Genomic DNA, 12,535 nt, shown 5'->3' on the forward strand with positions numbered 1-12,535 from the left:
CTACTCGTCCGCGGAATCAGGGGTTGCGCCTTTGTCCTCGGATACAGATTCGGTGGGGTCGTCGCTGCTGTCGAGGTCTGGGGCGGCGTCGGTAAAAATACTGGCGGGCTTCACATTTGATCGCACTACACGTCCCCGGCTCGAGCGCATCCGGCTATGTTCGGGATCCTCGCCAAGCGCAGGAATCTGCTGGCCAGAATCCCCAATGTCCTCCGACTCACCAACATTTGCACCCATCTTTCGTGCCGTTGACCGCGAAGGCAGCGCCGTCGGATCAAGCGGTATATCCCGCGTAGGGCGCCACGACGAGCCGTCAATCGCCTGCACCACCGTGGGTTGTGCATTGCTTTGCGACGACCACTGCGAATCATCCGTGGTTGCATCCACGGTGGCAGCGGACGAGGACGAAGGAGAATCTGCGTAAACAATTTCCTCAACGTCCAGCGGCTCTTCGCCCTTGCTATTCTGCGCGCTGTGACTCTGGGCATGCCCGTTCTGTGAGCTGTGATTCTGCGATTCATGGTTAGCAGAACCGTTGCGACGCTGGTCTGGTACCGCGTGCAAGTGCCCACGCCCGGTTCCATCCGAGATCAAGGAACCAGAGTCAACGGACTGCTCGGTGAGCTGCAAACGAGTGGGATCCCACTGATTAGCGTCCGGAGCGACGGTTTCACCTTCCGCCGGTGGCAACCTGCGCGCAATGTCGGAGAAGTCCGACAGCGATACCAGTGCACCGTCCCAGTCCTCTGGCACTGAATTATCAATCAACTGAGCTAAGGACCAGGAGTTTTCGGACCACATGCGGGTAATGGCCGGGTGCACGTCGGCAAGCATGCGGGTTGCACGGTCGTCGAAGATGCGATGAATGAGCTCTGGGTCGGTAGCTGCGACTACCAGGCCGGCTTCGGTGGCTACGTGAGGCAGCGTCGTGCCGCCGCTGCGGCGCAGCTCGAAAACCTCATCGCTGGATACAGAGCGGCGGATAGCGATGGTGGTGATGCCACCGACATCGGCGAGGTGCATTTCCCGGCCAAAGGCGAAACCGGAGACCACGGCCTTGGCATCGCCGTCCGGCGTGCGCTGCCAGTACGACGGCAGCTCATGGTCCACACGGTTGTAGACAGAATTACGTTCCTGCGCCCAGGCCTTCCGCAAGTGACGCACCCGGCGACCGCTGATACGTCGACGGACAGGAGCCACTGACTTCTGCTGGGCGCGCTGCGGTTGCGCGGGCTGGGTGGGCTCTGTGGGCTGGGCGGGTTGGGTGACCTGAGTGGCCTGGGCGTGCGCCGCAAAATCGGATGATTGCGGCACTTCGCCGGTCTCGGTATTTTCGACCGACGCAGCCTGGAATTCTGTACCGTCAACAGTTCCAGTGCGAGTGTCAGCGGCGGTGGTACTGTTGGCCTCTGTGGCACTGGTGTCGCCCACTAAACCTGTCTCGGGCTCATCCACGGTATCAGTATCTTCAGCAGTCACTGACTCGGCTGGCTCCGCGCCAGCCCCTGTGCCAAACTCCGCGCCAGACTCCGCGTTACTTCGGAGAGTCCCGTCCGTTCCCGCATTCAGGTCAGCTGCTGGTCCCGATGTTTCGGAAGCTCCCGTGTTTTCTGCTGCTTCGGACATTTCAGCAGGGGCCGCCGGTTCGATTCCCGCGACAGATTCAGGCTCCGCCGGCATCATTTGCCCAGCTGAAGTACCCAGTTCTGTCGTCGAAAACTCAGTTTCAGGGTCAACTTCAGCGGCACCATCAGTCTCAGCGACAACCTCAGAGTCAGCGCCAGCTGCGACATTCGGTCTCACCACAGAAGCTGTCTCAGAGCTGCCCTGCTCTGAAGAATCCGGCTGTTCAGGCACAACATCTTCTGCCGCCACACCGGTTACTTCGCCGGTGGAGTCCGAAGGCTCGTCGTAAAGCGATGGCGACGAAGGAGACGCCACAGCAGTCTCACTTGTGCTGCGACGGCGGCGGTCGACAACGAACAGCGCGACTGCGGCGATGATGAGGATCGCTGCGAGGGTGAATACTAGGGGAATCATTAATCTCCTAGCTTAAGCCAGAAGCCGTTCTATTTGGTCAGCGACAATATGCCGTCCCCCGTCTGGCGCAATGCCAATGCCCGAGGCGAGAGCGTACAGGACTCTCTAGAACCGTAAGGGCGAGGGGAAATATCCACATGGACGACACATCAGGGGTTCCCTGGGGGGGCGGTCGCCCTGCCCCGGACACATGCGAGTCCGGCGCCGCTTAGAAACGGACGATAGGCAGGCTCGGATTGCCAGCCCACTGGGACCAGCCTCCGACATACAGCGAGGCGTCAGTAATGCCCGCTTCTTCCATGGCCTGAATGAACAGTGAGGAATGAAGACCGGAACCGGAGTAGACCGCTACGTTACGACCGGCTTCGATACCGACGGAGGCAAAGCGCTCACGGAGCTTCTCAACAGGCAGGAAGGAACCGTCGGCATTTTGCAGACTGCGAGCCGCCAGGTTCACGGCACCCGGGATGTGACCTGCCTGCAGATCGACGCGCTCACTGCGGCCTTCAAAGCGGCTGGACTCACGCGCATCCACCAAAATTCCACGTTCAGACCAGGTGCGTACGTCGTCGAGGCTGGCAACAGGCATATTGCCCTCGCTCACCGCAATCGTTCCAGGCTGCGGCAGATTGCCGGGACCGAAGGCAGTCTCGTTTCCATCTGCTTCCCAAGCAGCTAACCCGCCGGTGAGGACACGCACATTCTCCAGACCCGCCCAGCGCAGAATCCACCAAGCACGTGACGCGAACAGCCCATCGCCCGCGTCGTAGACGATCACCAGATGCTCCGAGCGGACTCCCCAACGACGGACGGCATCGCGCACACGCTCGATATCCGGCAGCGGGTTGCGACCAGCTTCTCGGCTGGGAACACCCGCTAGATCCAACTCGGGATCACAAAACACGGCCAGAGGGATGTGAGCCGTAGCGTAGGAGTCATATGGTTTTTTAGCGCGCGACCAGCGTGCGTCAACGACGACGATGCGACCGCCGCCGGCAATCTTGTCACGAAGCTCTTGTACCGAGATGGATGTTGTCATAATCCCGGATTCTAAATCGATTGACTTGGTAGCGCGATATGTACGTTATTAAAACTAGGAGCTCGGGAAGATGTCTGAAGATGCTGCCCACCTGGCCGTTTTCATCTCAAACGCAGGCCATGGAATCGGCCGTGCCACCGCAGAAAAACTGCTTTCCCGCGGTTAAACCGTCGGAGTTGTTGACGTCTCTGCTCGAAAATGCCAGCACTGACGGCACCAAGCGCATGGGTATTCGCATCACACCAGCTGATGTCGCCAACGCAATCGTCGGCTGCATCGACCAGAAACAGGGCACGATTACTAAGGCTGACTTCCCTGTCAGCCTGCCGACAAAACTGCTGCACTATGCCGCCAGCGTCGGCGCCCCTTTCCTCGACCGCTTCATTAACGCAAAGCTGACTACGAAGCGGAAAATCGGCCTCTAAGCCAGGGCGCCTCACCCTCCCATCCGGCTATCCACCGGGATCCTGTCCCGTCTCGCCATTGCCATCCGCTGTGTCTCCCGCTCGTGTCTCTCGCGCTTTACGACGCAACCAGCGCCCCGGGCTATCGAACGTATCGGGGTCCTCATTGGATTCCGCTTTTCGGTTTCCTTCCTTGCCTTTCGGGGCCACCCAGACCACACGATCAGTAGAGACCGGCTCGCACTCCCCACTAACCCCGTCCCCTTCGTCAGTTCCTAGAATCCCCGGCACCTCATCCGGCCGAAGCGTCCACCAAGCATTTTCATCACATCGAGCATCATCGATCTTTCGATGCGTACCCGGATCAACCAACGTGAGATTATCCAGATCAGTGCCACCACCGGAAGACCACGACTGCACATGGTGAACATCACACATAGCTCCCGGAGTGCCCATGCCCGGCGCGGAGGAACCTCCTTCCTCTCCAAGAAGGGCCAGATACTGCGGCAAAGTCCCCAGCCTGCGGGACCGACCAAAATACAAGGTCTGCCCCTCATTCCCCAATACTTGGAGGAACGAATTTCTATCAACCATCTGTTGCACGGCCTGACTAATGGAAATTCGCACTCCCGCGTCTGAGACCGCTTTGCCCGATCCAGGAAGTACAAAATCTTTCCCCTCAGGCAGGGAGACTCCAGCTAACGCTGCCACATCTGCGATATGCGCGACGGTGACCACCGATGTCGTCCCCCGCGCCGGCTGAAGCTCACCGCCTGGTTGAAAGCCCCCGTTCACCGCCGCTTCCACGGCATCATGGAAACGCTGCTCCGGATTCCGCTGGTCATCGGCGCCTTCTTCGAGTAACCCACCAGGCCGCGCATGATCTGCCTGCAGCCTTTTGAGCACCGCCGCAAACGAAGGCGTAACCACACCGCTCAACCGGCTCATGCCGTCCGGCCCCTGAGCACCGATTTTTAGACTTCGTTTCCGAGCGCGGTCCTCATCCGTATACGGGTCATCAACCCCCAACATCGCCCGCAGGCGGTTCGGCAATTTATTGAGATCATCAACACGGATTTTGTCCACTAAATCTGAAATGTGCTTGTCCAGCAGCCTAGACAGCTGTGCATGCTCCGTTGCCGGCAGCTCCCGAACGGCTTTGTCAATCTTCGCAACAGCATCCGCACCGACAACACCTTCCTCAACCTTCTGACGAAGGTTCGGCATTCGCACATCCTCATTCGCCGGAGCAAACGGATCAACATTCCTACTCAGACGTCCGACGACATTGATACGCTGCCTCGCTTCTGCTCGCGAGATTCGCATCTCCTGCGCTAGCCACGCGATCCTTCGGTGCTCCGCGCTGGGCATCCGCCCCTTCATAGTCTCCACATAAGTCGCATCAATTACTGCGAGTCGTTTTCGCGCTTTCTCAATCGACTTATATGCATCGTGCGCATGATCCGGTGCAAGTACTTCGAAGTTCTCCACGATGACTGTCGACAGAGCTTCAAACTGCGCAACCGCATCTAAAACCTGCGATGTCGAAAGCGGTCCACCGCCGTTTGACGCCGATGGTGTAGACATTTCCCCACCCCTTTTAAAACGCTAGCAATCCGAATCCCCAAATGGACTAACTAATTTCCCTCCCCCACATTATCGCACACCCATTCGACACACCACAACCCCCTAAGTCAACTTTTTCGAACCTTTTTCCGAAACGCTGCCTCGCTTCCAGCGCCTAAACACCCCACCATCCGCCCTGAAAACCCCACCAACTCGCGCAGTCCCTCACCACCCGCGCAGCCCCCACCAAAAACTGCACGCCGAAAACCTAAAACCGCACCACCATCACATCATGGTCCGGGAAGCTCGAGCGCCCCACTAGCTCAAATCCCGCCTTCACATAGGCTTTCGCCGCCCGCGGGTTGGCATCATGGACAGCCAGACTAACCCCCGGGTACCCCAGCTCACGCGCATACTCAAGGAGTCCTGCAATCATCGGCTGCGACAGCCTGCGCCCAACAACACCCGGACGCAGCGCAATCGCTACCTCAGGAATCCGATTTTCCACAAACCCGTACCCCGGATCGTCCTGCGTAAACGTACGCAGCCAGGCTGCCCCCACCGGCACTTCATAGCTCTCGTGCTCTTCGCTTGACGACGAATCCCCGCGCTCCAACCATTCCGTCTTAATGGCGGCCGCACTGTAGGTAGCCTCGCGAGAAACCCTCGGTTCAAATGGGTCAGTGCGGGTCATGTCGCTACTGAGCGACTCGAGGTCAGCGTCGTCAAGCGAAGTGGCGAAAAGGATAACCCCGCCCTGACTCGCGTCCCACTGGTCGACGTACTGACGCCTCGTGACTACATAATCTTCCGGCAGTGGCTGACTTTCATCTCCGAATGTTTCCGTTAGTTCGTCCATCCAGGCAATGAAGGGGAGGTCGGAGTCTGTCGCTGGTCGCCACTGAAAGTTAGTCATATTTGCGCACTATACCGGCGCACTCCAGACTGACCGGAATGCAACAAGCACACACGGTCGGTCACAAGACACATAAACCCGGACAATAAAGGCACAAAAAAGGGGCGGTTCAGGAGAAAACTCTCTCAAACCGCCCCAACAAACAGACAACCTGCTCAGCAGTTATCGCCCTGAGTATCAGGCGCCCTAGATTCGGGCTACGCCATCCTCGTCATAGCCGACAACCTTCAGCGACTCGCTATCGTCAGCAACCGTGACCTCTACGCGGTCACCATCGCGAACATCACCGGCGAGCAGTCGACGTGCCAGCTCATCGCCGATTGCCTTCTGCACCAGACGACGCAACGGACGGGCGCCGTAGGCCGGGTCGTAGCCGCGCTCCGACAGCCAATCCAGTGCCTCATCGGAGACATCCAGCACCAGACGACGTGCCTCCAGGCGTTCTGCCAGGTTGCGAACCTGAATGTCCACAATGCCGCGCAGCTGCTCGGAGGTCAGCGGATCGAAGATCACTACATCGTCGAGACGGTTGATGAACTCCGGCTTGAAGGCCATCTTGACCGCATCCATGATCTGCTCATGCGTACCACCAGCACCGAGGTTGGAGGTCAGAATCAGAATCGTGTTTCGGAAGTCCACGGTTCGGCCCTGACCATCGGTCAGGCGACCCTCATCGAGCACCTGCAGGAGCACATCGAACACGTCCGGGTGAGCCTTCTCGACCTCGTCGAAAAGCACGACGGTGTACGGACGGCGACGAACAGCCTCGGTGAGCTGACCGCCAGCGTCGTAGCCGACGTATCCGGGAGGAGCACCAATCAGACGAGCGACAGAGTGCTTCTCGCCGTACTCGGACATATCGATGCGCACCATCGCACGCTCATCGTCGAAGAGGAACTCCGCCAGCGCCTTGGCCAGCTCTGTCTTACCAACGCCAGTTGGACCGAGGAACAGGAAGGAACCAGTCGGACGGTTCGGATCGGCAACACCCGCACGCGAACGGCGGACGGCATCGGAGACAGCCTCCACAGCGGCATTCTGACCAACAACGCGACGGCCGAGGTTGAGCTCCATTTCGAGCAGCTTCTCGGTCTCACCCTGCATCATCTTGCCAGCCGGGATACCCGTCCAGGCGGAGACAACCTCAGCGACTTCCTGAGGCGTGACCTCCTCCTTGAGCATGGAGTTTTCCTCTGCGTCAGCGACCGATTCCTCGGCGGCCTCCAGCTTCTTCTCCAACTCAGGGATGCGTCCGTAACGCAGCTCTGCGACGCGCCCGTAGTCACCTTCGCGCTCAGCCTTTTCGGACTCAGTGCGCAGGGCATCGAGCTCTTCGCGGACGGAGCGGACATCATCAATCGAGGACTTCTCGTTCTGCCAGCGAGTCTTCAGAGCGTTGAGCTTCTCGCGCTCATCTGCAAGTTCCTCACGGAGCTTGTCCAGACGCTCCTTCGACGCGATGTCAGTTTCCTTCTCCAGGGCCATTTCCTCGATTTCGAGGCGGCGCACGATGCGTTCCGCGGAGTCGATTTCCTCCGGCGAGGAGTCAATCTCCATACGCAGACGCGATGCGGCCTCATCAACCAGGTCGATAGCCTTATCCGGCAGGAAGCGGGATGTGATGTAGCGGTCCGACAGCGTTGCTGCAGCCACCAGCGCGGAGTCCTGGATGCGAACACCGTGGTGGACCTCGTAGCGCTCCTTCAGACCACGCAGAATACCAATGGCGTCCTCAACGCTCGGCTCACCGACAAAGACCTGCTGGAAACGACGCTCCAGCGCAGCATCCTTCTCGATGTACTTGCGGTACTCATCCAGGGTCGTCGCACCGACCAGCCGCAGCTCACCACGAGCCAGCATCGGTTTAATCATATTGCCCGCATCCATCGAGCCATCACCCGTGGCGCCAGCGCCAACGATGGTGTGAATCTCATCGATGAAGGTAATAATCTGACCGTCGGATTCCTTAATCTCGTCCAGAACCGCCTTCAGGCGCTCCTCGAACTCACCGCGGTACTTCGCACCGGCGACCATAGAGCCCAGATCCAGGCTCATCAGCGTCTTGCCCTTCAGAGATTCCGGCACGTCACCTGCAACAATCCGTCGTGCCAGCCCCTCTACAATGGCCGTCTTACCAACGCCCGGCTCACCAATGAGCACCGGATTGTTCTTGGTACGACGACTCAAGACCTGTACCACGCGACGAATCTCCGCATCGCGGCCAATAACTGGGTCAATCTTGCCCTCACGTGCCCGCGCGGTTAAGTCCGTCGCATACTTTTCCAGAGCCTGGTACTGCTCTTCTGGATTCTCCGTTGTTACCTTCCTCGATCCACGCACACTAGTCAGCGCGCCCTTTAACGCCTCGGCAGTAGCACCCGCCGACTGCAGCACAGTTGCCGCCTCCGACTGGCCAGTTGCTACACCGATAAGCAGAATTTCCGTGGAAACGTACTCGTCTCCCAGCTCCCCCGCCAGCTCCTCGGCGGCGTTCAGAGCATTAACGGCGTCCCTATTAAACTGTGGGTTCGCCATATTCGCCCCGCTTGCCGACGGGTACCCCGCGACCAACTCCTTAGCGCGGGTCAAAACCCCGGAAGGATTAACGCCCGCTGCTTCAAGCAGTGGAGCCGCAATACCCTCCTTTTGCTCCAGCAGTGCTACCAGAATGTGCCCAGGCCGGATATCCGGGTTACCCGCGTTGGTCGCGGCCTTCATAGCTTCCTGGAGAACTTCTCCAGTCTTAGTTGTTGGTGTAAAACTCATAACTTGCGCCCCTTTGACTCAACTTTGTCATTCACTACCCATAACGCACTCAGCCTTGAGTCTGTTCCACTCAACTTCAAATTTTTCAATTTCCGACTGTGATTCACACCACATCTATAGCAAAAAGGATTGAGCTCGGCAGCGTCGTTAAGCGTAGTAGCGCGCCGGAAAGCACTAGAAAACGTTGGAAAGCTCGAGAAACCACGTGCGAACACACTCCGACACACCGCCCGACGTCCTCACCAGCACACTCCCGCCGGATTCAACTTCCCCCATGTGAGTGATGGGTGGACAGCGCACTCATACTGTTTTGGTTACCCTGGTAGGTGACATTCCTTCATTCTCACGAAAGGACTCGAATGAACATCGAGCAGGCACGTCAGATGACTGAGGGCAAGGGCTTCATCGCCGCTCTCGACCAGTCCGGTGGATCTACCCCGAAGGCTCTGCGCCTGTACGGCATCAACGAGGATCAGTACTCGAACGAAGATGAAATGTTCGACCTGGTTCACCAGATGCGTACCCGCATCATCACTTCCCCGTCCTTCAACTCTGAGCAGATTATTGGCGCGATTCTCTTCGAGCAGACCATGGATCGCGACATTGAGGGAATCCCGACCGCTCAGTACCTGTGGGAAAAGAAGGGCATCGTCCCGTTCCTGAAGACTGACAAGGGCCTGGCAGACAAGGAAAACGGCGTTCAGCTTATGAAGCCGTGCCCGGGCCTGGATGAGCTGCTGGAGCGCGCTGTCGCTAAGGGCATCTTCGGTACCAAGATGCGTTCCTTCATTGCTGAGGCAAACGAAGAGGGCATCAAGGCCAACATTGCCCAGCAGTTCGAGTTCGGCAAGCAGGTTCTGTCCCACGGTCTGGTTCCGATCCTGGAGCCGGAGGTCGACATCAACGCTGCTGACAAGGCAGAGGCTGAGGACATCGTCCTGCGCGAGCTGCTCGCTGGCCTGGATGACCTGGCTGATGACCAGAAGGTCATGATCAAGGTTTCCATCCCGACCAAGGATGACCTGTACAAGCCGCTGATTGAGCACCCGAAGGTCATGCGCGTTGTCGCCCTGTCCGGTGGCTACGAGCGCGAGGACGCCAACGAGCGCCTGTCCCGCAACCACGGCATGATTGCTTCCTTCTCCCGTGCACTGTCTGAGGGCCTGTCCGCTCAGCAGTCCGACGAAGAGTTCAACGCAACTATGGCTGAGTCCGTCAAGGGCATCTACGAGGCTTCGATTTCCTAATCGTCCGCGCTGTGCATCTGCGCTTGTGCGCACCTCTAGATAGTCGCTAGCGCAACTAAAAACTCCCGCACCAGGTTTTCTTGGTGCGGGAGTTTTTCTGTCGGCGCCTCTGCCCTTACGACAGCACCGTCCTACACCGAGCGCTTCGCAACAGCTGCTTTACGACGCGCATTCACACCACCAATGACAACCGGTAGCACGGAAATTGCAATGACCAGCAACATGATCTTGTCGATGGAACTGGTGATTCCCGGAATGTTGCCCAGCAGCACACCAACAGCGACCATACTGGCGACCCAGCCAATCGCACCGGTGACATTCCAGCCGATGAACTTTCCGTAGGGCATATTCGCAGTGCCCGCCGCCAGCGGAACGTAGGTGCGCACAATGGGAACAAATCGCCCCAGCACCAACGACAGTGGTCCGTACTTGGCAAAGAACTTCTCGGCCGCTTCCAGCCGATTAGTTCGGAGCACCTTGGCATTGTCGCTGAACAGTTTGCGGCCGAAGGAGTGGCCTAAGAAGTAACCGACTTGATCACCCAGCACCGCGGCAATAATACCGATAACCAGCACCTGCCAGGTGTGGACATCTAGCTCTGACCTTAAGACGGCAGCAGTGACCAACAGCGAGTCACCGGGCAGAAAAGGAAAGAGCACACCGGACTCAATAAAGATGATGAGTCCAAGCCCCGCAAGCACCCAAGGGCCAAACCCCTGGAGTAGAGCTTCGGGGTCTCCGATACCGGAGAGGAATCCAGAAAAATCCATAACGGCAATCTTTTCAGCAACAACTATCGATTCTGCTGAGCTAATTAGAGTATTTTGCTGAGAGTTTTTCTGGGTACTGTGTTTTAATCGCGCCCCTGATAGTCAAATACCGGCAGCGACCAGCCACGCCAAAGCGCCGCTAGTCGAATGAACAGTGCGGACAGCACCGCACAGATGATGTTGATGTTCTCGTGCAGGCCAACCATGTCGAGCACGTAGTAAAGCGTCGCCGCGACGACTGCGATGGAGGCATAGAGCTCCTTTTGAAACACCAGCGGGACGCGGTCACACATCAGGTCGCGGAGCACACCTCCAAACGCACCGGTAAGAACGGCGCCGACAATAGCGATGATGACGCCGTGCCCCATTTCCATGGCCACGCGGGCACCAATGATGGAAAACGCCGACAAACCGATTGCGTCAGCGACCAAGAACACGACCCGGAAGTGCTTCATCAGGAAGTCGGCCAACAGCACCGTGATCAGTGCTGCACCGACAATAACCAGCAAATATTGTGGGCTTGCAACCCACACCAACGGATAGTGACCGAGAATGACATCGCGCAGGGTACCGCCGCCGATAGCAGTCATGCACGCAATTGTTGAAACTCCAAAGAGATCCATGCGCATTCGACCGGCCGCTAGTGCGCCGGTGACGCCTTCGGCCGTAATTCCGATGACCCAGAGGATGTGGAGCAGCATGATAAGAAATATAAAGGACTTCGCCCGAATCGGTAGAACTATAGGCTAATATCCCGCAATCTTCGCCCCCTCGGCTCGGCCCGCTTCATTGCTTCCCGGCTAGCCCTAATCGCGAATCTCCAGCACCGGAATCGAGCGGCGAATCCGCTCCACCTCCGCTATATCCACATCGGCCACAAGCAACTGCGGGTCGTAGCCCGCCGAGGCAATGACTCCGCCGTCCGCATTGACCAACATGGAGTGCCCCGCGCCGGTCGGCCCCTCATCTTTCCCCGCGGCCTTCGCCCCACCAGGCCGGGCTGCATCGACTGCCGCAATCACACAAGTGCTATCCAGTGCGCGTGCCGACACCAGCGTCTGCCACTGCCTTACCTTGCCCGGGCCATCATTCCACGATGCAGGCAGCGCGATGACCTCTGCGCCCAGGTTGGCCAGTTGAATGAATTGCTCCGGGAACCTGATGTCAAAGCATGTCGCAAGACCGAGGGCGACCGACAATCCGTCGGCAAGCGGGACATCACAGACCACGTGCGCATTGCCCGGCGCGACAGTATCCGATTCGCGAAACCCAAAAGCGTCGAAGAGGTGGAGTTTGTCGTAGAACTCGACACCGGGGCCGTCCTCATCACGCCAAGCCAGAAGCAGCGAATTGAAGACGCGGTGCATCGTCTTACCGTCGCGCTCCACTTCATCTGCCGGCCGGAACATGCCGACCACCACGCTGATTCCGGCATCGTGAGCGGCCTGCGAGACCTCCGCTACGAACCTATCGCTGCTGGACTCCGCCACGACATCCAGGCGACCGGAATTGAACGCCTTCATCGTGGCTTCGGGGAAAACCACCAAATCGGCGTTGTCCTGTGCTGCCCGCGCGATAGTCACCTTCACCGCGTTCAGATTCTCTTCAACCGACGCTGACAATTCCAACTGAGCCAGTGCAATACGCATGCCTAAATGTTACCGACTACCCCGGATTGACCGCCCTGAAGTTATCCACAGCGCGGCTTCCTGCGTTGCTTCCGCTCAGAGTTATCCACAGTTCGCTGAAGATGGTCTTCCGCTGCCTTACTCCACCCAGCAGAATCA

10 protein-coding genes are annotated in these 12,535 nt (G+C 58.3%); 2 read left to right on the plus strand and 8 right to left on the minus strand.

From position 1 onward, the window contains the following. Positions 1 to 2,040: a TtfA family protein gene (locus tag QP978_RS00615; protein WP_284856722.1), complete on the minus strand. Its 2,040-nt coding sequence runs from the start codon at positions 2,038 to 2,040 to the stop codon at positions 1 to 3. Positions 2,041 to 2,248: 208 nt separating this feature from the next. After that, positions 2,249 to 3,079, minus strand: a complete 831-nt coding sequence (locus tag QP978_RS00620; RefSeq protein WP_049193768.1) for a sulfurtransferase — start codon at positions 3,077 to 3,079, stop codon at positions 2,249 to 2,251. A gap of 179 nt (positions 3,080 to 3,258) precedes the next feature. Here QP978_RS00620 and QP978_RS00625 point away from each other — a divergent pair, with 179 nt between their 5' ends. After that, on the plus strand, positions 3,259 to 3,504 hold the full coding sequence (locus tag QP978_RS00625) for an SDR family oxidoreductase (RefSeq protein ID WP_239272088.1): 246 nt from the start codon (positions 3,259 to 3,261) through the stop codon (positions 3,502 to 3,504). Between the two features lie 27 nt (positions 3,505 to 3,531). Here QP978_RS00625 and QP978_RS00630 read toward each other — a convergent pair whose 3' ends face one another. The 3 genes from QP978_RS00630 to clpB form a co-directional block, all read right to left on the minus strand. Next, a complete protein-coding gene (locus tag QP978_RS00630; RefSeq protein ID WP_284856723.1) occupies positions 3,532 to 5,070 on the minus strand; it encodes an HNH endonuclease signature motif containing protein in 1,539 nt (512 codons plus the stop codon). 247 nt (positions 5,071 to 5,317) lie between these two features. Then, complete coding sequence (locus QP978_RS00635) at positions 5,318 to 5,965, minus strand: GNAT family N-acetyltransferase (protein ID WP_048734476.1); 648 nt, start codon at positions 5,963 to 5,965, stop codon at positions 5,318 to 5,320. A 186-nt stretch (positions 5,966 to 6,151) separates the two neighbouring features. Then, the gene (gene clpB / locus QP978_RS00640; protein WP_284856724.1) at positions 6,152 to 8,731 is read right to left on the minus strand and encodes an ATP-dependent chaperone ClpB; all 2,580 of its coding nucleotides are present in this window, start codon (positions 8,729 to 8,731) and stop codon (positions 6,152 to 6,154) included. 359 nt (positions 8,732 to 9,090) lie between these two features. On the opposite strand from clpB, the gene QP978_RS00645 reads away from it, so the two are divergent. Continuing rightward, the gene (locus QP978_RS00645; RefSeq protein ID WP_016421556.1) at positions 9,091 to 9,978 is read left to right on the plus strand and encodes a fructose bisphosphate aldolase; all 888 of its coding nucleotides are present in this window, start codon (positions 9,091 to 9,093) and stop codon (positions 9,976 to 9,978) included. Between the two features lie 131 nt (positions 9,979 to 10,109). Here QP978_RS00645 and QP978_RS00650 read toward each other — a convergent pair whose 3' ends face one another. The 3 genes from QP978_RS00650 to QP978_RS00660 all read right to left on the minus strand — a co-directional run bounded on the left by QP978_RS00650 (position 10,110) and on the right by QP978_RS00660 (position 12,397). After that, positions 10,110 to 10,748: a DedA family protein gene (locus tag QP978_RS00650; RefSeq protein ID WP_016421557.1), complete on the minus strand. Its 639-nt coding sequence runs from the start codon at positions 10,746 to 10,748 to the stop codon at positions 10,110 to 10,112. Between the two features lie 83 nt (positions 10,749 to 10,831). Beyond that, a complete protein-coding gene (locus QP978_RS00655; protein ID WP_016421558.1) occupies positions 10,832 to 11,449 on the minus strand; it encodes a trimeric intracellular cation channel family protein in 618 nt (205 codons plus the stop codon). Positions 11,450 to 11,554: 105 nt separating this feature from the next. Beyond that, positions 11,555 to 12,397 (minus strand): nitrilase-related carbon-nitrogen hydrolase, encoded by an 843-nt coding sequence (locus QP978_RS00660; protein WP_198493784.1) that lies wholly within the window; start codon positions 12,395 to 12,397, stop codon positions 11,555 to 11,557. Positions 12,398 to 12,535: the final 138 nt, after the last annotated feature.

The sequence above is a fragment of the Corynebacterium sp. MSK035 genome (genome assembly GCF_030232615.1).
In the GTDB taxonomy this organism is placed as follows: Bacteria; Actinomycetota; Actinomycetes; order Mycobacteriales; family Mycobacteriaceae; genus Corynebacterium; species Corynebacterium jeikeium_D.